General features: G+C 45.3%; 20 protein-coding genes. 12 read left to right on the forward strand and 8 right to left on the reverse strand.

The window, feature by feature from the left end; genetic code table 11:
- Positions 1–119: 119 nt before the first annotated feature.
- Positions 120–1,259 carry a radical SAM family heme chaperone HemW gene (gene hemW / locus B9A91_RS08425; RefSeq protein WP_084237912.1) on the forward strand — a complete coding sequence of 380 codons (1,140 nt, stop codon included), beginning with the start codon at positions 120–122 and terminating at the stop codon, positions 1,257–1,259.
- Positions 1,260–1,270: 11 nt separating this feature from the next.
- The gene (locus B9A91_RS08430) at positions 1,271–2,059 is read left to right on the forward strand and encodes an SDR family oxidoreductase (RefSeq protein WP_084237913.1); all 789 of its coding nucleotides are present in this window, start codon (positions 1,271–1,273) and stop codon (positions 2,057–2,059) included.
- Here B9A91_RS08430 and B9A91_RS08435 read toward each other — a convergent pair whose 3' ends face one another.
- From B9A91_RS08435 to B9A91_RS08450, 4 genes are read right to left on the reverse strand one after another with little or no spacing between them, the layout of a single operon-like run.
- Positions 2,060–3,208 carry a formylglycine-generating enzyme family protein gene (locus tag B9A91_RS08435; RefSeq protein WP_235012495.1) on the reverse strand — a complete coding sequence of 383 codons (1,149 nt, stop codon included), beginning with the start codon at positions 3,206–3,208 and terminating at the stop codon, positions 2,060–2,062. It abuts the gene before it with no gap.
- Positions 3,209–3,247: 39 nt separating this feature from the next.
- Positions 3,248–4,516 carry a DUF1501 domain-containing protein gene (locus B9A91_RS08440; protein WP_084237914.1) on the reverse strand — a complete coding sequence of 423 codons (1,269 nt, stop codon included), beginning with the start codon at positions 4,514–4,516 and terminating at the stop codon, positions 3,248–3,250.
- 19 nt (positions 4,517–4,535) lie between these two features.
- The gene (locus tag B9A91_RS08445) at positions 4,536–6,530 is read right to left on the reverse strand and encodes a DUF1800 domain-containing protein (RefSeq protein WP_084237915.1); all 1,995 of its coding nucleotides are present in this window, start codon (positions 6,528–6,530) and stop codon (positions 4,536–4,538) included.
- A 57-nt stretch (positions 6,531–6,587) separates the two neighbouring features.
- Entirely contained in the window at positions 6,588–7,037 is a 450-nt protein-coding gene (locus B9A91_RS08450; protein ID WP_084237916.1) for an SRPBCC family protein, read from the reverse strand.
- Between the two features lie 244 nt (positions 7,038–7,281).
- Here B9A91_RS08450 and B9A91_RS08455 point away from each other — a divergent pair, with 244 nt between their 5' ends.
- The 6 genes from B9A91_RS08455 to B9A91_RS08480 all read left to right on the forward strand — a co-directional run bounded on the left by B9A91_RS08455 (position 7,282) and on the right by B9A91_RS08480 (position 13,971).
- Entirely contained in the window at positions 7,282–8,163 is an 882-nt protein-coding gene (locus B9A91_RS08455; RefSeq protein WP_084237917.1) for a cupin-like domain-containing protein, read from the forward strand.
- Positions 8,164–8,277: 114 nt separating this feature from the next.
- A complete protein-coding gene (locus B9A91_RS08460; protein ID WP_084237918.1) occupies positions 8,278–9,159 on the forward strand; it encodes a cupin-like domain-containing protein in 882 nt (293 codons plus the stop codon).
- Between the two features lie 85 nt (positions 9,160–9,244).
- Positions 9,245–10,342 carry a vWA domain-containing protein gene (locus tag B9A91_RS08465; protein ID WP_084237919.1) on the forward strand — a complete coding sequence of 366 codons (1,098 nt, stop codon included), beginning with the start codon at positions 9,245–9,247 and terminating at the stop codon, positions 10,340–10,342.
- Entirely contained in the window at positions 10,342–11,838 is a 1,497-nt protein-coding gene (locus B9A91_RS08470; protein ID WP_084237920.1) for a sigma 54-interacting transcriptional regulator, read from the forward strand. Before B9A91_RS08465 ends, B9A91_RS08470 begins: the two co-directional genes overlap by 1 nt.
- Entirely contained in the window at positions 11,831–13,069 is a 1,239-nt protein-coding gene (locus tag B9A91_RS08475; RefSeq protein ID WP_084237921.1) for a metallophosphoesterase, read from the forward strand. The genes B9A91_RS08470 and B9A91_RS08475 overlap by 8 nt, the downstream gene beginning before the upstream one ends.
- 20 nt (positions 13,070–13,089) lie before the next feature.
- Complete coding sequence (locus B9A91_RS08480; protein ID WP_084237922.1) at positions 13,090–13,971, forward strand: UbiA prenyltransferase family protein; 882 nt, start codon at positions 13,090–13,092, stop codon at positions 13,969–13,971.
- On the opposite strand, the gene B9A91_RS08485 is transcribed toward B9A91_RS08480, so the two are convergent.
- The 3 genes from B9A91_RS08485 to B9A91_RS08495 are packed head-to-tail and all read right to left on the reverse strand — an operon-like array spanning position 13,968 to position 18,254.
- A complete protein-coding gene (locus B9A91_RS08485; protein ID WP_084239634.1) occupies positions 13,968–14,657 on the reverse strand; it encodes a response regulator transcription factor in 690 nt (229 codons plus the stop codon). The genes B9A91_RS08480 and B9A91_RS08485 overlap by 4 nt on opposite strands.
- A gap of 4 nt (positions 14,658–14,661) precedes the next feature.
- The gene (locus tag B9A91_RS08490) at positions 14,662–16,329 is read right to left on the reverse strand and encodes a sensor histidine kinase (protein ID WP_084237923.1); all 1,668 of its coding nucleotides are present in this window, start codon (positions 16,327–16,329) and stop codon (positions 14,662–14,664) included.
- 8 nt (positions 16,330–16,337) lie between these two features.
- Positions 16,338–18,254 (reverse strand): S9 family peptidase, encoded by a 1,917-nt coding sequence (locus B9A91_RS08495; protein ID WP_084237924.1) that lies wholly within the window; start codon positions 18,252–18,254, stop codon positions 16,338–16,340.
- A gap of 108 nt (positions 18,255–18,362) precedes the next feature.
- On the opposite strand from B9A91_RS08495, the gene B9A91_RS08500 reads away from it, so the two are divergent.
- Positions 18,363–20,312 (forward strand): tetratricopeptide repeat-containing sensor histidine kinase, encoded by a 1,950-nt coding sequence (locus tag B9A91_RS08500; protein WP_159451673.1) that lies wholly within the window; start codon positions 18,363–18,365, stop codon positions 20,310–20,312.
- Between the two features lie 16 nt (positions 20,313–20,328).
- Here the strand turns inward: B9A91_RS08500 and B9A91_RS08505 are convergent, their stop codons facing one another.
- On the reverse strand, positions 20,329–21,456 hold the full coding sequence (locus B9A91_RS08505; RefSeq protein ID WP_084237926.1) for a PAS domain-containing protein: 1,128 nt from the start codon (positions 21,454–21,456) through the stop codon (positions 20,329–20,331).
- A gap of 63 nt (positions 21,457–21,519) precedes the next feature.
- Here B9A91_RS08505 and B9A91_RS08510 point away from each other — a divergent pair, with 63 nt between their 5' ends.
- The 3 genes from B9A91_RS08510 to rfbC are packed head-to-tail and all read left to right on the forward strand — an operon-like array spanning position 21,520 to position 24,205.
- Complete coding sequence (locus B9A91_RS08510) at positions 21,520–23,328, forward strand: tetratricopeptide repeat protein (RefSeq protein WP_084237927.1); 1,809 nt, start codon at positions 21,520–21,522, stop codon at positions 23,326–23,328.
- A gap of 15 nt (positions 23,329–23,343) precedes the next feature.
- Positions 23,344–23,646 carry a DUF4286 family protein gene (locus B9A91_RS08515; RefSeq protein ID WP_084237928.1) on the forward strand — a complete coding sequence of 101 codons (303 nt, stop codon included), beginning with the start codon at positions 23,344–23,346 and terminating at the stop codon, positions 23,644–23,646.
- Between the two features lie 4 nt (positions 23,647–23,650).
- A complete protein-coding gene (gene rfbC / locus B9A91_RS08520; RefSeq protein WP_084237929.1) occupies positions 23,651–24,205 on the forward strand; it encodes a dTDP-4-dehydrorhamnose 3,5-epimerase in 555 nt (184 codons plus the stop codon).
- Positions 24,206–24,211 lie beyond the last annotated feature (6 nt).

The raw sequence follows: 24,211 nt of genomic DNA on the forward strand, positions 1-24,211 counted from the left end.
CAATTGAACAATTTAAAATACAAGCCTACAAATTTTAGAAGGTTTCAAAAATAGTATAAAATGCCAGCAAGTTGATAAAAACACATCCGGATAATCAGATTTGCCCGTACCTTTACCAAATGTCCGGAATTTACATCCACATCCCTTTCTGCAAAAAGGCATGTACCTATTGCGATTTCCATTTCAGCACCTCATTGAAATATGCGGATGAAATGACGGATGCCATCTGCACAGAAATTGTTAAAAAGAAAGACCGGGTAAACGGGCAGGTGGGCAGCATTTATTTTGGTGGCGGAACACCTTCTGTACTTTCCTCCAAAGCATTTGAAAAGATCTTCGGCACCCTGGAGCAGCACTTTTCTGTTTCCTCGGATGCGGAAATTACCATTGAGGCCAATCCCGACGACCTCAACGCAAAAAAAATAGCAGAACTCAGACAGCTTCCAGTAAACCGCTTCAGCATAGGTATCCAGTCTTTTTTTGAAGAAGACCTGATCTGGATGAACCGCGCCCATAATGCCTCGGAAGCCGAAAGCTGCATTAAACGGAGCCAGGATGCGGGCTTTGAAAACCTGAGCATCGATCTTATTTATGGCTATCCTTTGCTTACAGATAACAAATGGCTCAGCAACATTCAAAAAGCCATTGCATTTCAGGTACCGCACATTTCGGCCTACTCCCTAACCGTTGAGCCACGCACCGCATTGGCCAGTGCGATCAAAAGAGGTAAACAAACACCGGTAAACGATGAACAAAGCGCCACACAGTTCCTAACACTTACAGAAAAACTTCAGGAAGCAGGGTTTGAGCACTACGAAATCTCCAATTTCAGCAAACCAGGAAAATATGCGGTACACAACACCAATTACTGGCGGGGCATCCCTTACCTGGGCATTGGCCCTTCGGCCCATGGCTTTGACGGACAAGCACGTTACCTGAATATCGCCAATAACGCAGCGTATTTAAACGCACTGCAAAGTGGCAACCTGGCCGAAAGCATTGAAAAACTGGATATTTACGACCGCTTCAACGAGTACATCATGACCTCTCTGCGTACCATGTGGGGCAGCAGCTTGCAGAAAATAACAGCAGATTTCGGAAAGGAGTTCTTAGCAGATACACTGAAAAACAGCAGGCCTTTTGTAGAAAAAAAATGGCTGATGAACCACAACGAGCACCTAATCCTGACTAAAGAAGGAAAGTTGTTTGCAGATCATATTGCCTCAGAATTATTTTTAATACCCGACGATCATCATTAAACTACAATACCATGAACAATAAAGTCATCTGGATTACCGGCGCATCTTCAGGCATTGGCGAAGCCTTGGTCTATGCTTACAGCAATGCAGGCGCCAAACTGATCATTTCGGCCCGTAACCGCGACGAACTTTACAGGGTTAAAAGTGCTTGTAAAAGTCCGGTTAATATTCATGTCCTCCCGCTTGACCTGGAAAAAACAGAGCTGCTTGCTGATAAAGCCCAGGAAGCCATACGCATCTATGGCTATATCGACATGCTCATCAACAGTGGCGGCATCAGTCAGCGTAGCCTGGCCCTGGAAACCCAGCTGCAAACCGAGCAACGGCTGATGAATGTGAATTTTTGGGGTACGGTTGTACTGAGCAAGGCTGTATTACCAGCTATGATTGCCAACGGAAGCGGCAAGATCGTTTGCATCAGCAGCCTGGTAGGCAAATTTGGCACACGCTTGCGGTCCGCCTACTCGGCTTCCAAGCATGCATTACATGGTTATTTTGATTCCCTTCGTGCAGAGGTATTCGACAAAAACATCCAGATCAGCATCATATGTCCCGGTTTTATCAAGACAAACGTATCTGTAAATGCGCTGACCGGCAATGGCAGTCCGCAGGGAACGATGGACGCTGGTCAGGCCAGTGGAATGCCGGCATATGAATGCGCCAGACAAATCATACAGGCCATTCAGCAGCACAAAGAAGAGGTCTACATCGGTGGTAAAGAGGTAAAAGGAGTATGGTTTAAACGCCTCTTCCCCCTGCGTTTTTCCCGGTACATGAGAACCGCACAGGTCACACGCTGATTAATCGGCAACGCACCTGAAACCGGTATTCTCCAGGCCTGTATCTATGGATGATTTCATTTTTGAACTCACCCTGTAACCTTTGCAGTAAGAAGAGTGACACATAAATGATCCTCCCCTGATCACTTTCTTTGGAACTGTGGGCTCTTCAGGATCGTAGCTTTTTACCGGCCCCTTAGGATTATTTACAGTGCCTTTTAAAGTTTTATAATAGTCAGCCGTATACCAGTCGGCCGTCCACTCCCATACATTTCCGGCCATATCGTACAATCCGAAACCATTTGCGGCAAAGGATTTGACAGGTGCAACACTCGAAAAGCCATCTGTTTTTAAGTCGTTGTAAGGAAATTCTCCCTGCCAGGTATTGGCTTTGAGCTTACCCTTGTCCAATGCTTCATCTCCCCATGGATATTTCTTGCCTTTCAACCCGCCTCTGGCAGCATATTCCCACTCGGCCTCTGTTGGTAACCTTTTGCCCGCCCATTTTGCATATGCTGCAGCATCTACCCACGAAACCTGGGTTACCGGATAATTTTCTTTACCAATGATATTGCTTTTTGGCCCCTGAGGATGTTTCCAGCATGCTCCTGCAGTCCAGCTCCACCATTGCGAAACATCATTAATGTTTACACGTCCGGCGGGCTTCCTGAACGTTAAAGAGGCGGGCTGCAACAATTCTTCTGCAGGCTTTGGTGTTCCTGGGGGCAGTTGTTTTTTGAGTTCCTCCCAATCTGGTTTGCGCTCTGCCTGTGTGACATAGCCGGTGGCCTTTACAAAACGGGCAAACTGGGCATTGGTTACTTCGGTTTCATCTATCCAAAAGCCCTTTACCGACACCTGGTGTGCAGGATATTCATCTGCCCGTCCTTCCTGATCGGCCGCTCCCATGATAAAACTACCCGTAGGGATAAACTTCATTCCGGTATGAGATGCTTTGCCTTCTCCTGTACCAGAGCCCAGTGAATCTATTGGGGTAAGTGAACCAAACCTTTTGGGCAGCTTGGCATCACAACAACTGGAATCTGCTTTCCCTGTAGTATCAACCGCACTGTTCATGGTACTGTCAACGTTCCCACCGCCAGCTGTATTTCGCTGGTTACAGGCGGCAATTGCAGCCACCGCCAGCAAGGATAAAATAATTCTTTTCACCCGACTAAAATAAGGATAAATTAAATAGGGCAGAAAAAGCTAGCGCATTACACCGATTTTGTTACCTTCCCAATCCGGGAACAAGACCTTATCGTTATTGATATTCAAGTGTTTATCAGCCACCTCGCTAAATACACTTCTGAAATCGGTGGTCACCGCCAGGTCTCTTCCATCTTCCAGGTTTTCTACGGCAAGCGGGTTTACCAGTCCGTGTACCAATCCTCCGTTTACGCCATTGCCCAGAATAAAATTGCAGGACCCACGGCCATGGTCTGTTCCACCGGTACCATTCTGCTTTACCGTACGGCCAAATTCTGTCATGGTCATCACCGTCACGTCATCCTGATAAGTACCCATATCTGCCCAGAAGGCCATAATACTATTGCTCAGGTCGTTCACGTTCCTGGCAAAAATCCCTGTTTCTGCGCCCTGGTTAAAGTGGGTGTCCCAGCCACCTGATTCAGCAAAAGCGACTTCCATTCCTACATCCATTTTAATTAACTGGGCAATCTGTTTCAATGAATTGCCCAGCGCAGTATTCGGATATACCGCATTGTTTGATGGTCTATAGTTTTTTGTATCCACCTTCTGCAGCATTTTTATCGCATCAAAACTCTCTTTTCCGGTTTCCTTCAGCAAACCCGATGAAGTCGTATCGTATAGATCCTCGAAGCTTTTTGCAGCCATATTTGCTCCCTTCACATTTCCTCTCAGCTGAATGTTAAAATCCTGAAGGTTGCTGATGGCCACTGCCGGGTTTTCGCCATAGAACGACCTTGGCAACGAAGAGGTTAGACTCACTCCCTGAAAAGGTGTAGCGGCATCATGGCCTAACAAACCTACTGCCCTGTTTAACCAGCCGCTCTCGGTCCCTTTCCGGAAAGGTGTCCCCGATTCCATAAAATCCTGGGCATCAAAATGCGAACGGGTACTATTGGGCGATCCGATACCATGTACAATGGCCATTCTTTTTTCCCTGAACATCGGCTCAAAAGCAGCCATCGAAGGGTGCAGTCCGAAACGGCCGTCCAGATCAATTAAAGGTGTCCCCTTTCCGTTTCCCCTCGCCGCGTCCATAAACAGGGTAGGTCTTGCCGCTTTTAAATATTTATCTGTAAAAGGTGTTACTGCCATCAGGCCATCCATGGCACCGCGCTGAAAAATACACACCAGAATCTTTTTCCTTTTAAACAAACCCGGCGCTTTTGTTCCGGCTACAGCTTCTGCCAAAAAACCTGGGATACCACCCAATCCTATACCAAACAGGGCCAGTCCGCCAGCTTTAATAAATCCTCTTCTTGAAGTCATGATGATCGTATTTTAAGGTTTACTTACGTTGAAATTCAGGAGAGCCGATAATTACACCTACCACCTGGGCCAGCATCGTATTGTTGCCTGTTGCCATAGCCAGGGCGTCTGCATTTTTACCATACGCTTTTTTACCCGGCTTTCCTTTAAGGTTTTTGCCGGCAGCCATCATTCCCTCCTCCTCATTTGTCATGGTATCCATGGTTGCAGGAGGTGTTGCTTTGGCGGCTGCGCTTTCTACCTTGTTCGCCAGGTTAGGGTCATTTAACATTGGTTTCAACCGTTTAACCGTTTCTTCCAGGTTCCGCTCAGGCATAATGAGTTTACTATAGGTAACCAGGGCCGCATCGCTGCTTTCCGGTTCATGGTTGTCGTTCAAAGAAGCCAGGTTGATCTTAATTCCCGGGATACGTTGCGTAGCCAGTGCCAGCCCGAAATTCATCCGGTTCAACAAAGAACCCGTATTGATCCAGTACTGTCCGCGGTCAGGAAAACCGGTTGGGGCCTGGTAATAGTACATCCTTTGACCCATTTTATTGATCCAGGCATAAAGCTGATAAGGCTGTGTAATCTCTGCATTGAGGCTACGGACCGCACTGATTGCCAGTTCAAACGGTGATTTGGTTTTCTCTCTCAGCGCCTCCTTGTTCCAGAACTCGGGGGCACAGACCATGGCAATCATTACCTGTTTAATATCGCCATCTGTCCGGGTAAATGCTCCGGCCATTTTATCGACCAGCTGCTGGGAAGGGTTATCGTTCACAAACCTTGTAGCCAGTTTTTTGGAAATGAATTTGGCGGTAGAAGGATGGTGGGCCAGCATCGTAAGGAGTTCAACGCCTTCCTCATACCCTCTGTTTGCAGGGAAGCGTTTACCCAACACCACCTTCTCCCCATTGTCATGGCGCGTAGGGACGAAAAGGAAGTCACCATCATGTACGTAGCCACGTTTTTCAAGGGTACTTTCGCCAACCCGTTCCATCAGGTTTTTGGCGGCCGATCCGTAGCCATTCTCGCCCATGGGCGCTATTGTCCAGCCGGTCAGTATCCTTGCGGCCTGGGTTACATCATTTTGGGTATAACCACCATCTACGCCTAAAGTATGGAGTTCCATTACTTCACGTGCGTAATTTTCATTTAAACCGCCCTGTTTTTTCTTATTGGCCTGTAATTTTTTCAGCGCTGGCGAGTTTGCCATTAATTTTGCCCGGGCCGCCTGGCGTTTTTTGGCCATAGGCCCTTCGCCCATCTGCATTTCCAAAGTGTTATTTGCTGCAGCAGGCTGCCCGCTACTTGAAAAATTATCCAGGTACATCAGCATGGCTGGTGATTTTGCCGTAGCCATCAGCAAAGTCTGGAATTTGCCAGTAACGTTCGGGCGGATCACATCACGTTCATATGCCGGAACAAATGAGGCACATTGGTTCTTTGTTAAAGAAACATTAAAATGGTTGAACCAGAAGTCTGTCAGCAATTCATGCAGCTGGTTATTGGTATAAGCAGCCCTTAATATTTTCTGGTTAAAAAACTGGCGGTAAAGTTCCTGTTGCGGTTTATAGCCTTTGGAATCCATATAGGCCTTCACCTGCTGCCGGTATTCCTTCCCATCAGCTTTGTTTACAGAGTCTTTGTCAATAAAACCTTCCTTAACAGCCATCCTTACAGCCTGTCCTGGGCGGGGATATTTATTTTCAACCTCGGTATTGCTCAGGTTGATGTCCTCGTATTGTTTCAGTTTCCCATCAAGCAGCTGATCGGCCTGTTGCCCATCCAGTTGCTCTTTAAACCATTTTTCCAGGCCGGTCTTTACCACTTCATCAATATCCTCTGCTTTGGCCCCATAGGTAAACCTGCTGAGCAGGTGCGCTGCGGCCTGTCGCTCGGTAAGTCCCGCCTGCTTATACGGGAATGCAAACTTCACAGCTGCCGGCTTCTCTTTTTGAAAAGAGGAGCACAGCACTGCGATAAATAATACTAAACCAAAAGAATAGAGAACTTTAGCCGGTGCTTTCATACCATGTTTATCTTGATTACAATGCTATGACACCGGAAGTTTGCGAAGGTTTAAAGATCAGGCATCCGGAATTTCTGGTTCTACCAGTTTAATGAGTTTTTCCAGGGATTCCTGCCAGCCCAGGTAACACATTTCGGCAGGGATCACGGCTGGGATATTCTCCTGCAATACCCTCAGTTCAGTACCTACAGATGTTTTTTGAAGCCATACAGAAGTAGTCATTACTCCTGGCAGGTTAGGATCGTCAAATTTGTCTGTGTATTTAATAAACTCGTTTGGCTTCAGCTCTAAGTACTCTCCGCCAAAGGAATGGCCGTTACCGGTTGTAAAATTGTGAAAGGACATTTTAAAAGTACCACCTACACGAACATCCATATTGTGTACGGTACAAAGAAAACCATATGGCGGCAGCCAGGAGGCAATGGCCAGGGTTTCGGTAAAGGCCCGATAAACCTTTTCAGGTGAGGCCTTAATTACTCTGTGCAATGAAACTTTGTTTTCTGACATGGTCTTTTTCTTTTTGTTGTTTAACAAAGATGCCAGTAAAAACAGACATTTAACAGGGTAATATACGACAATTTAAAGTGCATTTGCGACAAAACACAGTGATAACGAGGTAAGAAAATCACAAAGCTAAACCCTGACTTTTTTACGGCATTTGTCAGAATTATTCCATTTTTCTTGCAAAGGTTACCTTTCGATTTCCCGATTATATAGTTTTGTTTCATCTTCATCTTAACTCTAAATTCATATGAAGTTTAACCTGACTCCAATCGATATCGTTGATGACATCAGCAAAGCGGATTTTGAAAAAAACTACCTGAATGCCCGCAAGCCATTGATCATAAAAAACATGTCCAAAACCTGGCCTGCATATGAGAAATGGAACCTGGATTACATGAAAAACATAGTGGGCGACAAGACTGTACCCCTGTACGACAGTTCAAAGGCTGACCCCTCCAAGCCTATTAATGCATCCGCAGCTGAAATGAAATTTGAGGATTACATTGAACTCATCAGAAATACCCCCACCGACCTTAGGATATTTTTATTTGACCCGATTAAACACGCCCCTAAATTGCTAGACGATTACCGGGCTCCTAAAGAATTAATGGGCGGTTTTTTGGACAGCTATCCAAATATGTTTTTTGGGGGAAAAGGTTCTGTAACCTTCCTGCATTACGACATAGACCTTGCACATATCTTCCATACCCATTTTAACGGGCGTAAACACGTGATCCTGTTCGAAAACAAATGGAAAGAACGCTTATACCAGATCCCCTACGCCACCTATGCCCTGGAAGATTACGATGTAGAACGGCCTGATTTTGAGAAATTTCCGGCATTAAAGGGCGTTCAGGGTGTGGAGGCCTTTCTGGAACATGGCGATACCTTGTTTATGCCTACGGGTTACTGGCATTGGATGAAATACCTGGACGGTTCTTTTTCTATAAGCCTGAGGGCCTGGGATAAATCCTGGGTTGTAAAAGCCAAAAGCCTATACAACCTTACCCTTCAGCGTAAGTTTGATGATTTTATGAAAGCCAATTTCAGGGAAAAATACATGAACTGGAAAGAAGAACTGGCCATAAAAAGAGCTAATAAAGCCTTGGCAAAACAATGGCCCGCATAAACGGCGGGTTTGATGCACATCATCTATGAAATTGTAAATTTTAATTTACATTTGTTGTAAATAAGGTCGGCAGCAAGCATTGAGCCGCTTCCATGTACCTTATCATAGAATGATATGAGCTTTATTTTAAAGCCGGTAGATACCGTTGAGAGCATTAGCCCTGCTGATTTTAAAAAAAATTACCTGGATGCACGCCGTCCGCTGATCATTAAAGGCCTGACCAAAACATGGCCTGCCCGCGAAAAATGGGATACTGAATATCTGAAAAAGATAGGCGGAGACATTACCGTAAGCCTGATGGACAATTCCAAGGCCGACCCCTCCAAGCCCATCAATGCCTCGGTTGCAGAAATGAAATTCGGAGATTACCTCGATCTGATCAAAAGGGAACCTACAGAACTTCGTATATTTTTCTTTAACCTATTCAAACATCATCCCGACCTGATCAATGACATCGTCATCCCGAAAGACCTGATGGGCGGCTTTATAGAGAGCATGCCGGCCATGTTTTTTGGCGGCTCCAATTCTGTTACCTTCCTGCATTACGATATAGATCTGCCCCATCTTTTCCATACCCATTTTGGCGGCAGAAAACACATCATCCTGTTCGACAACAAATGGAAAAAAAGGCTTTACTGTATTCCAAATGCAACTTATGCGTTGGAAGACTATGATGTAGCCAATCCCGACTTCGAAAAATTCCCGGCACTGAAAGGTGTGGAGGGATATGAAGTATTTCTGGAACATGGCGATACCCTGTTTATGCCAACAGGTATGTGGCACTGGATGAAATACCTCGACGGTTCCTTCTCTTTGAGCCTGAGGGCCTGGGATGCCTCCATTACCCGCAAAGCACAAAGTGTGTTTAACCTGGCTGTAAAAGGAGGACTGGACAGTGTGCTTAAAATGGCTTTCAAAGCCCCATATGCTAAATGGAGAGAACGCCTGGCTATCAAAAGAGCGGAAAACGCACTGGCTGAAGGCAGTCCGAAGTAAACTATACCTTACGGTCTTTTTACAAGCGGATAACATTACTGCGCGCACAAACTTTTACCTTCGGTAATTCGTTTATACTGAATACATGAGAGGGTTCCGATTTTCTGATTTTAAACCTGACGACCTGCCAAAAGGCGGTTTTGAGGAATTGCTGAAGCTGTTTACCCAGTTGCTCAATTACACCGCAGGTGATGCCGGGGAAACCCTTGCCTGGATGAATGAGCTGGATAAGCAGTACAAGTTTACCAACAATGAGTATGGTATGGGCGATTTTATAGAGGAGCTGAAGGAAAAGGGCTACCTGCAGGAAAACCCTGCCAATGGCAACCTTAGCATAACTGCCAAAACAGAACAGACCATTCGCCAATCGGCGCTTGAAGAAATCTTTGGCAAGCTAAAAAAGGCAGGAAAAGGGAACCATAACAGCAACATTTCAGGAATCGGTGAGGAAAAAAATGCCGACAGAAGGGAATATACTTTTGGCGATAGCCTGGATCAGATAGACATGACCGCCTCTATACACAATGCCCAGATCAACCATGGCATTGGCAACTTTACCCTTACCGAGCGCGATCTGGAGGTAGAAGAAAAGGATTATAAAACCCTTACCTCTACCGTACTCATGATTGATATTTCCCATTCTATGATCCTGTATGGAGAAGACCGCATTACACCGGCAAAAAAAGTAGCTATGGCGCTGGCAGAACTCATCAATACCCGGTATCCTAAGGATACCCTGGATATTGTAGTTTTTGGAAACGATGCCTGGCCCATTACCGTAAAAGACCTGCCTTATTTGCAGGTTGGCCCTTACCATACCAATACCTTTGCAGGGCTGGAGCTGGCCACGGACCTGCTGCGCAGACGCAAAACGCACAACAAACAGATCTTTATGATTACCGATGGCAAGCCTACCTGCCTGAAAGAAAACGGCCGCTATTATAAAAACAGCGTAGGACTCGACAGAAAAGTGATCAGCAAAACCCTGAACATGGCAGCCCAGTGTAAGCGCCTGGGAATTCCTATTACCACCTTTATGATTGCCAAAGACCCCTATTTGCAGCAATTTGTAAGGGAGTTTACACAAATCAACGGCGGAAGGGCATTTTATAGCTCACTGAACGGATTGGGAGAATATATTTTTGAAGATTACATTAAGAACAGGAGAAAGACAGTCAGATAATGGACCATATCAATATCAAAACACTTGGAGCATTAAAAGCCTCCAATTACACCCCGCTTTCCGTTAAAGAAGAACTGCGTAAAAACCTGATCAGGCAGTTGCAGGATAAAGATGCCGGTTTTGACGGCATTTTAGGATACGATGAAACGGTAATACCAGAGCTGCAAACGGCCATCTTATCCCGTCACAACATCCTGCTGCTGGGCTTACGCGGACAGGCAAAGACCCGTATTGCGCGTTTAATGGTGAACCTGTTAGACGAATACATCCCATACGTCAGCGGCAGCGAGATTTTTGACGATCCGTTGAACCCCATTTCCTGGTATGCCAAACATGAGCTTATGATACATGGCGACAATACGCCCATCAGCTGGCAGCACCGTTCGGAACGCTATACCGAAAAACTGGCCACTCCGGATGTAACGGTTGCCGATCTGATTGGTGATGTAGACCCCATTAAAGCAGCTACGCTTAAACTGACGTACAACGATGAAAGGGTAATCCATTTCGGACTGATCCCAAGGGCGCACCGCAGCATTTTTGTAATCAACGAGCTACCCGATCTCCAGGCACGCATACAGGTTGCGCTATTTAATATGCTTCAGGAGAAAGACATACAGATCAGGGGCTTTAAACTGCGCCTGCCGCTCGATGTTCAGTTCGTGTTTACCGCAAATCCTGAAGATTATACCAATCGCGGATCTATTGTGACCCCACTAAAAGACCGTATTGAAAGCCAGATCCTTACCCATTACCCTAAAACCATTGCCATTTCCAGAAAGATCACTTTCCAGGAAGCCAGGATCAGTGCAGAACAGACACAACGTATTGAGGCCGATGGGCTCGTAAAAGACCTGGTGGAGCAGGTTGCATTTGAAGCCCGAAAAAGTGAATTTATTGACCAGAAATCCGGGGTCTCGGCAAGGCTCACCATATCGGCTTATGAGAACCTCATCAGTACCGCTGAACGCAGGATGCTCATCAACAGAGAGAAAACCACAGTGGTACGCCTGTCCGATCTTACCGGCATCATTCCGGCTGTAACCGGAAAAATTGAGCTGGTATATGAAGGAGAGCTGGAAGGCCCTGCAAAAGTAGCCAATACCCTGATCGGAAAGGCCATTAAAAGCCTGTTTACCCGTTATTTCCCCGATCCCGAAAAGGCAAAGAAAAGCAAATCTGCAAACCCTTACTTAAACATAACTGAGTGGTTCACCGAGGGGCACAGCCTGGATATCTCGGATGACCTGAGTGCTGCACAATACAAAAAGGAATTGATGAAAGTTGCAGGGCTCAAAGACCTGGTAAAGAAATTTCATCCCAAGTTAAGTGAAAACCAAACCCTGCTGCTTATGGAATTTGTGCTGCACGGCCTGGCCGAATATTCCCAATTGAATAAAAACTATCTGGAAGGTGGCTTTGGGTTCTCAGACATGTTCGATAGCCTGTTTAATTTGGATCTTGAACAAGACGACGACGAGGAAAATTATGGGTAGGTTATCAATCATTCTGTTCTTCTGTGCCTTCCTGCTGGTGTTCGACTATTACTGTTTTCGCGCCATATTAAATACTTTTAAAAAATGGAAGCCCGGTACCAAAAAGATATTCGGCATTTTATGGTGGACTTATACGATATGCCTGCTCCTGGGGGTTTTTGCCAGCATATACCTTAATCTTTACCTCACTGTAAGAGCGGTGATCCTTGTGGCCTTTTTCCTTACTGTAGTTTGTAAAATGGTGATGCTGCCCTTCCTGCTCATCGACGATCTCCGCAGGCTAACCATCAGGTTAAAGCGTCCGCGCAAAACAACGGCAACCAGGGCTCCCCAGGAAAACATCAGCCGTTCTGCCTTTTTAATGAAAGCAGGACTGGTTACAGCGGCCATTCCACTGGCCTCGTTAAGCTGGGGCGTGATATCCGGGGCCTACGACTATAAAATAAAACGCCGTAAACTGGTATTGCCCAATCTGCCCAAGGCATTTGACGGCATAAAAATGGCGCAGATCTCCGACATTCATTCCGGCAGTTTCTATAACAAAAAAGCCGTAATGGGCGGAGTAGAGCTGCTACTTGGCGAAAAGCCCGACTTCGTCTTCTTTACAGGCGACCTGGTGAACGATATGGCTTCCGAAATGCGCAACTACCAGGACATTTTCAATAAAGTAAAGGCTCCCCTGGGTGTGTATTCTACCCTTGGCAACCACGATTATGGTGACTACCACTACGGCAGAACCCCATCGCCAGCCAAAGCAAAAAACCTGCAGGATGTAATCAAAACCCATAAAATAATGGGCTGGGACCTGCTCATGAACGAAAACAGGCGGTTAAAAGTAGATGGGGAAGAAATCGGGATCCTGGGCATAGAGAACTGGGGCATGGGCCGCTTCCCTAAATACGGGAAAATGGAACTTGCAGTACAGAATACCGACGACCTGCCCGTAAAGCTGCTCCTGTCGCACGACCCCTCACATTGGCGCGGGCAGGTACTTGAAAAGTATCCGCAGATTGATGCCATGTTCAGCGGGCATACCCATGGGATGCAGTTTGGTGTGCGCACCGAGCATTTCCAGTGGAGCCCTGTACAATATATCTATAAAGAATGGGCGGGCTTATACCGGGAACAAAACCAGCAACTGTATGTAAATGTGGGCTATGGTTTTTTAGGTTACCCAGGAAGAGTTGGAATTTTGCCGGAAATAACGATATTTGAGTTGACACGGGCCTAAATCCAAATATCCTGCTGCACATGATCAAAAAAGTGCTCTTGCCTATTCTTGATTTTTTGCTTTTCAGCAACCTGTTTATTGCCATATGCGCAGTAGCCCAGGGATTGGTAACCTATCACCTCCTACATGCAAAACCAGATAAATACATTCTGGCCATTATCTTTTTCGGCACGCTGAGCATTTACAATTTCAGCATGCTGCTGTCCAAACCCAAAAATCCCGAAGACTCTCCTTTTGCAAGGGTAAGGTGGATCTTTTCCCATCACCGGCTCATCATCTCCATTACGCTCATTTCTATGCTCTGCCTCATCCCGCTGGGCCTGCTGTACCTCAGCATTGAGGCCCAGCTGCTCATGATCTTTACCGCAGTGCTGGCCCTGGGCTATAATGTTCCTTTTTTAACCCTGAACAACCAAAAGATCGGCCTCAGAAATATACCCGGCATCAAGTTGTTCCTGATTGCATTGGTGTGGTCTGTAAGCTGCGTGCTGCTGCCTGTGGTAGAACTGGAACACAATTACCAGATCAACATTTCATCAGCAGAAACCTTATTGCTGGTCGCCAAACGTTTCCTCTTTATTGCGGCCATTACCATACCGTTCGACATACGGGACCTCTTCCAGGATAAACTATATGCGTTAAAGACTATCCCCGTAATGCTGGGAGAAAAAAAGGCCTACATCTTCTGTCAGTTCCTGCTTGTGGCTTACCTGGTACTGCTCATCCTGTTTAACCAGACCGTAAATATAGATACCATTGGTCTCACGCTAACCCTATTGCTCACAGGCTGGCTGATCTTCAAGTCCAACATCAAAAAGAATGAATACTACTATTTCTTTTACCTGGATGGCACTATGCTGCTGCAATACCTTGTACTTGTACTGATCAGCTTTATCAGTTAAGCCGGGTTAAAACGATAACCTACCCCCCTTACAGTTTGCAGCAATTGCGGATTATCCGGGTTTAATTCTATCTTTTTACGCAGGCGCACAATATGCATGTCAAGTGTACGGGTATTCACATCGGAATTATATCCCCATACCACCAGCATCAGCTCATCCCGGTTGATAACCTTATTCGGGTTCCGCAAAAAGTACAACAATATCCGGTTTTCCAGGATTGTAAGTTCTATCTTTTTACCTTCCCTGAACAAGGTGTGGATATTAGGATGGTGCTCCATATTGCCAAAGCGGTGCACTTCAGAACGTTCATTGTTTAAAATAAATTTCACCTTACTATCCAGCATAGCTACCAGTACGTCCATGTTAAAAGGCTTGCTCACATAATCAGAAACTCCAAAATTATAGGCATCGATCTTATCCACGTCCTGGGCTTTGGCGGTCATCATAATGATCAGGTTGTCAAATCCCTGCTTACGTACCTCCTCGCAAACCTGTGCACCCTGTTTTCCGGGCAACATCCAGTCCAACAAAACAATATCAGGTTTTTCCGATAGGATGACCCTTTCCGCAGCTTCTCCATCGCCCACCTCCGAAACCTCATATCCTTCGGCCTTTAAACGATGTACCACTAAAAAACGTAAATTTTCATCGTCCTCAACAATCAGTATTTTAACTCCTTTCGACATAGTATTAATCATTATATGGTAGTACAATTTTAAATTCTGTTCCTTTGTTAACCTTGCTCCTCACTGTAATTTCGCCTTTCATAAAGTTAACCAGTTCCTTACAGAAAGCCAAGCCCAAGCCCACACTACCGTTCTGGTTGTACTGGTTCTGGATGCGGAAAAACTTCTTAAATATATTATTAATTTCTGAGGCGGGGATACCGATCCCCTGATCAGCAAACCTGAATACTACCTTTCCTTTGATCAGCCTTGCACTGATGTGCAGTTTTTTCCGCTCTGCAGGTGAGTATTTATAAGCATTTTCAGCCAGGTTATCGAACAAGCTGCCCAGCAGCACCGGATCGGTAACAAAGGTTTTGAATCCCGAAACCTCGTAAGTAAAATCAAAGTCGGGGTGCTTTAAGCGGTGTGCCTCAACGGTGCTTTCCATAAAATCAACAATCCTGATTTCGTCGCGGTTCAGCGCTATTGACTTATTTTCTATCTGTGTAAAGGCCAGCAACTTATTCATCAGTCCATTCAGCTTATCGGCCTCTTCGTCCAGGATCTTACCATATAGTTTCAGCTCCCTGTCTGTCAGCACCGTAGCGCTTTTAATGTTGTTCCCCGCAATTTTTATCACACTGACGGGCGTCTTGAATTCATGCGTCAGATTGTTTACAAAATCGTATTGCAGTTTAAACATCTTCTGGTTAATGTTCAGGTTACGGTAAATGAGAAAAGCCACCAGTACAACAATGCCATAAAACAAGAGCAATGCAAGTGCTATTGGTAAAAAATAGCTGAAGACTTCCTTTTCTATGAAAGATTTTGAGGAAATAAAATAAAGCTTATAGTCTGAAAACGGCCCGGGCAACGTAATCTCCGTACTGAGGTACACCTCAGTGGTATCCAGAGGGTCGTAAGTAAGCGGCTCAATTTTAATGTACTGGTAAAGCAGCGGCCTGGTATTTACAATCTTTATTTTATAAGGGTCGAGCTGAAAGGAAAGCATATCCTGCTGGTAAACAGGATTAGCATCCAGGCGGTTTCGCATCATGTGTTTATATGCCTTCAGGTCTTCCAGTCTTGGGATGTTCAGGTAAGTGATCTTGTTGGAACGCACGTTACTGAAATTGCTAAACAACTCATCCTGCCCCGGCACACGTGTAGTATCCAGGCTTTCAATGTAAGATACCAGTTTCAGGCCTAATGCATTAAAATCATCGCCCACTATAAAATTACGGGTATTGTTCCTGGAAAAAAGCTGCACAGAATCCAGGGGTACCAAGCTGCCAAACTGATAGATGTTTTTAGGTCCAAAAGAGAATTTCCCAATATTCAGCCCATCGCTAACCGGAGTGTTGCTCACCTCGGAGTCATAAAAAACAACCTTTGAAACAAAAGGGTATTCCAGCAATACCGTATCTACAAAGCTGGCCGCTGTGGCCGAATCCAGGTATCCATTGTAAAAAGAAACCTCAGGCAGCTTTTTCTGAAAAAAATCGTTATAAGGTTTGATGCTCTCTTCCAATACGTTTACTTTTTCGGAAACAAACTCGTTTTCGATGTATTTTGTGCTGAACCTGTAGGCTAGCCCAAGGGACAGCAGGAACAGGACAGACATCAGCACGATGAAGGTAAGTATCAACGAAAAATTCTTACGGTAACCGTTTCTTTTTTCTGAAGCCATGTGTGAATTTACTTCCTTTTCAGGTTAACTTCTAAAAATTCTTCCAGGGCGGTATAAAATTTATGCCTTACATCGGGGTTTCTGCCAAAGATCACATCCCCATCGGTTTCCAGGTAGGTGATGCTGACATTTCTTTTCTTAAGGTTTTTTACAAACTGTATAGCCTCACCCGAATTGTTGTTCGGGTCGTTGATATTTTCGGCCAGCAGCACCGGTGCATTGATCTTATCGGTCTGGAACAGCGGCGAAACCTGCCTCATCCTGTCCATATCCTTTACCGGATTGCCTATGACCTCGTAATACATCTGCAGATTGGGTTTTTGGTATGGAGGGATAGATTTCAGATAAGTAAGCAGGTTGATCACCCCTGAATTTGAGGCAGCACAGGTGTACATCCCCTTGCTCAGGTACAGGCCGTTTAAAGCGATATAACCACCAAAACCACTACCATATAGGGCAATTCTTTTAGGATCGGCAATTTTTTTACCGATCAGCCATTTCACACCATCGTCAATGTCATCCTGAATTTTCCCGCCCCACTCTTTAAAACCAGCTGCGGCAAATGTTTTCCCATAACCGGAAGAACCCCTGTAGTTAACCTGAAATACCGCATACCCTCGGTTGGCCAGGAACTGAACTTCAGGATTATAACCCCACAGGTTTCTCTGCGCTGCAGCATCATGCGGCAATACCACTACAGGCAGGTTTTGTGCAGCCTTATTTAAAGGCAAGGTAATGTAACCATGAATCCTTAGACCATCACGCGAAATATAGCTTACCGGTTTCATTTCGCAGAGCTCATTTTCTTGAAGGGAAGCATTAAAATCACTCAGCTTTCTCAGCTTGCCCGTATTGGCAAAATACAAATAATAAGAACCCGGGTTACGGTCGGTAAAAGTCCGGAGTATAAATACACTCTCTGCCTCATCCATATCAAATATCCTGGTCTCTGTTTTCGGTAAAAGCTTATCCAGATTGCTGTAAAGCTGCTTCACAGAATCGTCCAGAAAGTGCTTCTCCTTTTTCCAGGTTTCATACACCACAAAAGAAAGCTTTTGCTTTTTCTTTGAATATTGGGCATCAGTGATGTTCAGCGTATCGTTACAGAAAATATTCTTTAGTTCTTTTCCGGTATTGCAATCCACCTCTACCAAAGCGGTTTTATCCCGGTTCACATCAGATATAGCATAAATCACATTTGGCCGCTGGTGGTCAAAAGCCACGGGATGAAAGGTGTCCTTAAAATTACTGGTCAGCACCTTTTTGAAGGCCTCGCTTTCATTTTCCCGGTAAAGTATGGTCGAATTCACCCCATCACTGCTTACCGCCAGGCGCAGTTTGCCTTCTGAATCCGTACGCCAGTCTACAATATTTCCCGGGTTCTTAGCGGCCATCTCCATCTCCCCGTTCCGCACATTTAAGCGGTAAACATCAAAAACCGTCGAATCTCTTTTATTGGACGAAACCAGCAGGTATTTATCGTCGATCAGCTGGTCTTCAATTACCTTTAAGCGGCTTTTATCATTATTCAGTAACTGCCGCTCATTTTTTCCATCTTTGTCAATAATGAAGATATCCGATTGGCGCTTAGCGGCATCAATTTCCTTGTAATAGATCAGTTCATTGTTGCTTACCCAGAAATAAAACACGATGCTCTTGTTTTTCAGGTGCGTAATACTTTTGCCCCTTCCGCCTTCAACATCTTCAATATAGAGGTTCTGGTCCTTGCCCTGCAATTTAAGGTATGACAGGTGTTTGCCATCCGGAGACAACCGGTAAGCAATCTTTTGCTGCGATTTAAAAAAATCGTCAACAGGGATTACCCTTGTCTCCTTTTGCTGTTGGCAGGCAGGCAACAAACACGCAAAGAAAAGCGCAAAAGAAAGCGTGCAAAAGAGCTTAAAATATCTTTTAAATCCGGTCATATCACTGATTAGCTTACAAAGCTACGCAACATGCCCTTTGTACCAAGGCAATACACCAATATTGTTACTTTAAAGCCTAATTGTTACTTACTTTTTTTATCTTGTCTCATGATCCGCCTGATTTGTTTTATTACCGTTTTCCTGGGCATTAGTCTTGATGCTGCTGCACAAACCGCTCCATTGGATGAAAAGAAATTTACCGACAGCTTAAACGGCTTGTTAAACGGCAATGCAGATGCTGCAGTTAAAGCCAGGGCAAATTTTGCGCTCTCCTATTACTGGTCTGATTTGGACACAGCCCAATCATGGCAGTACCTCAATAAAGGAAAAGCGCTAAGTAAGAACAACCCTTATCTCCAGGCACTCAGCAACTATTTTACTGCAGCTTACTTTTGGGAAACGAACAAACCGCTGGCAAAACGGATGTACATGAAGGCCGACAGTTTACTGGCCAGGTTCCGGTTGCCTGAAGCCTACCAATACCGGGCCAGGGCATGGCTGGGTTACGGGTCTTTATTGCAGAATGAAGATCAGGAAAAAAAGTTTATGGACATTCTGCTGGCCCGCTGCATCCCATTGGCGCAACAGGCACCAGATATGGGCATGTTGGGGAATTGTTACCTGAACATCGGGCTCGTTTTTACCAATACCCTGCATTACGAGAAAGCAGCCGAATATTTTTTAAAGGCCATTCCGCTTTTAAAGTCATCGCCTTACTCCTCGGTACTTGCCGACACGTACATGCGAGCAGCAAAAAATTACATTCTTCAAAAAAAATTCACCTCGGCCAGGGCCATGCTCGACCAGGCAAAAGCCCTGCTCGAACCCTATCCAGCTTCTGTTTTTACCATAGATTATTACCAGGTGGAAGGCATGTATTTTGACAGGATGGGGCTTTACATCAAGGCACAACTTAGTTTCGACAAGGGCATTGCGCTTGCTAAACAGAAAAACAAATCCTACAGTGTTGAAAGCCTTTTATTTGAAAAATACAAAACCTATTCCAGGCAAAGCCAGTATGAAAATGCAAAACAGGTGCTGTTACATATCCTTCAACAGCCAACCTTCCCATTTGCAAGTAACCGGATAAGACATTATTATGAGTTGGCCGGTACCTACGGCAAACTCGGTGATTTTCGTAAAGCCTACGAATGGTCTGATAAAGCATTGCTATTGCTGGACAGCACCAGTGAGGCAAGGATAAAAACCGACATCAATGAACTGGAAATTAAATACCAGGCTGCCGAAAAGCAGAAAAAGATTGCACTGCTTAGCGCAGAGAAAAAACATGCGCTGCTGACCCTCAAAAACAACCGTCTTTACAGCTGGCTGCTGGCCGGCGCCTGTCTCTTTCTTTTTATCCTGGTATTCTTTATCTTTTTCTACTATAAAAGTCAGAAAAAGATTGCCAGCCAAAAAGTAGTTGAGTTAGAGCAGAAACAGCAAATAGAGCTGGTAAAAGCCATGTTGAATGCAGAAGAAAGTGAAAGAAACAGACTGGCAAAGGATCTGCATGATGGATTGGGCAGTATGCTGGCCGGCATTAAGATCAGTTTATCGGCCTGGGCAAAGACAAAAACACAGGATGCTGAACTGCAGCAAATCGTTGCCCAATTGGATGGCTCGGTAACAGAGTTGAGGCACATTGCCCGCAATATGATGCCGCAAACCTTGCTGCTGTACGGACTGGAAGCCGCCTTAAAGGAGCTTTGTGAATCGGTTATGCGCAACAACCTGAGCCTGCATTTTGAAGCGATAAACCTGGAAAAAACCATCCCATTAAATGCACAGATTACCATTTACAGAATTGCACAGGAAATCCTGGCCAATGTGATCAAACATGCCCATGCCACCTCAATTCTATTTCAATGCAGCCAAAACCGGCAAAGGTTTTACCTTACTGTTGAAGACAATGGCCAGGGTTTTGACAGCACTGCACCAATTGCCGGCATGGGAATCAGCAACATTAAAAACCGGGTAGCACACCTGAATGGCAGCATTGAACTGCATTCAAAACCTGGTGAAGGCACAGTAATCAATATAGAACTTGATGTCTAAGCAATTTTTCTTGCAGTCAGCTCAGGCTTTTTTCAATAATCCCCCTAATTACACCGTCCAGTTCCTTTGCAGAATCATGTAAATAAGCAATGACCTGCTGTTCGTCTACATTTTCGCTTTCCGGTTCCCGGAGCAGCTGCACCAGTCCCATAATACGGGCCAGGGGAGCCCTTACCAGGTGGGTCTGCGCCCAGGCAATATCTTTGAGCCTATGGTTCTGCTGCTCAATGGTATGAATATAATTGATGCGTTCGGTGATGTCGCGGATGGTTCCTACCATCCGGATGGCCTCGCCTTCATCATTCCTTACAATATAGCCGCTTTCTTCTATGAACGCATAGCTTTCATCGGCCCGCTTTAACCGGTACTGTGCGGTCCAGTTGGTCTTCGCAGCATCCCTTAAAGCTTCCCTCAGGTTTTTGGTAACCGGGTCCAGATCTTCCTGGTGAATCATTTCTACCCATCGCTGGATAGGAAACCTTTCACCATCCGGCTGATAGCCAAACACCCGAAAAAAACCTCCCCCCCATTCCAGGTTGTTGTCAACAATGTCCCAATCGTATATGGCATCATTGGTGGCCCTGTTCACATAATCGTAGAGTTCGTTGCTGGATTTCAGCGCTTCAGCATATTGCCTGCTCTCCAGAATAACCTGCAGTAAAGAACTTGCCCGCTCAATTATTTTTAACTCTTCCGCATTCGGTACCTTAACCTTACCATAGTACATGGCAAAAGTTGCCATAACCTGGCCCGATGAATTGACGATCGGCCGAGACCAGCAGGCCAGAAGATGATGCGCCAGGGCAATTTCCTGGTAGCCCTCCCATTTGATGTCATGTGCAATATCGGCCACAATTACCGTTTCCTTTAAAAAAGCTGCAGTGCCGCAGGAGCCCATGTTGTCGTCAATTTTGATCCCCTCAATCTGCTCTTGGAAATCTTTAGGCAAGGATGGCGCTACCCAGCCATATAATCTGCCGTTTTTAACTTTCATGATAGAACAATGCATCTCCGGAAACAGCGCTTCAATACCCTGAACATAGTAAAACAGCACCTGGTTAACCAAAACTTCGGATTTTGAATTCAATTCCAGAACTTTTCTTTCCAACTGTTCCAGGTCGGGTATTCCATCCATTGTTGACATAGCGCATGAATTAGAAAAATGAATTTACTATTTTATTCGCTAAATTCCCGATCTTAGTTGAAAATGAAGAAACTAGCAGTAACTGTTTTATTGTGCCTGTTACAATTATTAAGCCGGGCTCAGGACAACGTAGACGATGCGCTGGCTTATCAGTATTACCAGCAAGGCCAATTCCAGCAGGCCGCTGTACTGCTGGAAAAACTGTTTAACAACACCAAAAGCGATGCGTATTTTGAACTTTATTTCAATTCCCTGCTAAAACTTAAAAAGTTTGATGAGGCAGAGAAGCTGGCCAGAAAACAAATCAGACAAAGCCCAAAAAACCTGCAGTATGGCATTGCCCTGGCCAGGGTTTACCAGGACAAAGGCCAGGCCGAAGCGGCAAATAAAATGTACATGCAGGTAATTGCCAATTTACCTGCCGATGAATTTAAGATCAGGGAAATTGCCAATCATTTTTATGGGTTCCAGGCTTACGACCTGGCCATATCTACTTTTTTACAGGGTCGTAAGCTCCTGAATAACGATCAGCCCTTTACCTACGAGCTGCTGAGCATTTACCGCTACAAAAAAGACAAAAACATGCTGGTGCAGGAATACCTGAATGCACTCCCCCAGCTCCCACAACTCCTCCCACAGGCAGAAAGCGTACTTTCTTCTGTATTTGAGGACAATGCCGACTACCAGATCCTGCAATCGGCCCTGCTCAAAAAAATCCAGAAAGAACCGCAAACCGAAATCTATACCAAACTGCTCATCTGGCAATACCTGCAGCAACAGGAATATGAGATGGCCTTAAGGCAGCTCATTGCGCAGGATAAGCGGATAAAAGACGATGGTGCTATTTTATTTAATACCTCCAACACTTTTTTAGACAATAAAGCCTACCCCACCGCCATCAAGGCTTATGAGTATTTGCTGACCAAGGGAAAAGAAAACCCCTGGTACTTGCCGGCAAAAGTTGAAATGATCAACGCCAAATACCAGCTGGTGATTTCGGGTAAGTTTGATAAAAATGCCATCGGCGAACTGGCCGCGGCATACCAGGCCATTATTGATGAATATGGAAAAAGCAGGCAAACCCTTTTTGCCCTCAGCAAGCTGGCCAATTTACAGGCCTATTATCTGAACGAACTATCTAAAGCCGAAAAAACCCTGGAAGAATTGCTCAAAACGCCAGGGATTTCTGCAGCTGAAACCGGCCAGGTGAAGCTCGACCTGGGTGATATCTATATTTTGACACAACAGCCCTGGGAAGCATTCCTGATCTATGAACAGGTTGCCAAACAATTTGAAAACCAGGACATCGGCAATGAAGCAAAATACAGGGCCGCCCGGTTATCTTTTTACCAGGGCAACTTTAACTATGCCAAATCGCAGGCCGATGTTCTGAAAGCTTCTACATCGCAGCTGATTGCCAACGACGCCCTGAACCTGAGCCTGCTGATCTCGGATAACCTGCAATCAAAAACAGACAGCAGCGCCCTTAAAATGTATGCCGACGCCGAAATGCTCCAGTTCAGGAACCAACCAGCACAAGCACTGGCCAAGCTCGACAGTATTGCCATTGCATTTCCAAACAATAGCCTTACGGATGACATCTTAATGGCCAGGTCAAGGATATATATCAAAAACAATGATATCCCCAATGCCATAACTGCACTGAAAATGCTGACCGAAAAACAAAGCAACAGCATCTGGACAGATGATGCCCTGTTTACTCTCGCCGATTTGTATGAGAACAACCTCAAAGACAACGCGCAGGCGAAAAGCATTTATCAGAAACTGATTAACGATTATCCCGGCAGTATGTTTACCAACGAAGCGCGGAAACGTTTCAGGAAACTTCGGGGAGATAATATTGGGACTTAGTAGTATCTTTGCGGCATGCTATTATACAACGTAACCATAATAATTGATGAAGCAGTGGCCGACAAGTGGCTGAAGTGGATGCAGGACGTCCATATCCCAAACGTAATGGCCACCGGGAAATTTATTTCCAACCGTTTGCTTAGGGTTTTGGATTCACCAAACGAAGGCATAACCTATTGTGCCCAGTACGTGGCCGAGCATATGGCCGATTACCTGGACTACCAGGAGAATTTCGCCCCGGCATTACAGGCGGAGATCAATGAACATTTCGAAAATCAATTTGTGGCCTTCCGCACTTTAATGGAATATATAGCTTAAAATTATGCAGATTACAGAAACACCTATAGCCGGACTTTTGGTGATTGAGCCTAAAGTATGGAAAGATAACCGCGGCTATTTTTATGAAAGCTATAACGCCAGAATCCTGGCCGAAGCCGGGATAACAGGCAATTTTGTACAGGACAATCAATCTTTTTCACAAAAAGGTGCTTTAAGGGGCATGCATGCGCAGAACATGCCTTTTGAACAAGGCAAACTGGTACGGGTACTAAAAGGCGCAGTGCTGGACGTTGCGGTCGACATCAGAAAAGCCTCAGCCACTTACGGGCAGCATTTCAGCATAGAGTTGAGTGGAGAGAACCACAAACAGCTATGGGTACCCCCTGGCTTTTTACATGGTTTCCTGACCCTTGAGGATGAAACCATCTTTACTTATAAAGTAACCAATTATTACGATAAAGCTTCCGAAATTGGTGTCATGTGGAACGACCCCGACTTGAACATCAACTGGAACAGCGGGATTTCAGGGAAAGAACTGCTTTTGTCTGAAAAAGACCTTGTGCTTTCCTCATTTAAAGATTTTAAAAGCCCGTTTTAAACGGGC

The sequence above is a fragment of the Pedobacter africanus genome, from assembly GCF_900176535.1.
Taxonomy (GTDB): Bacteria; Bacteroidota; Bacteroidia; order Sphingobacteriales; family Sphingobacteriaceae; genus Pedobacter; species Pedobacter africanus.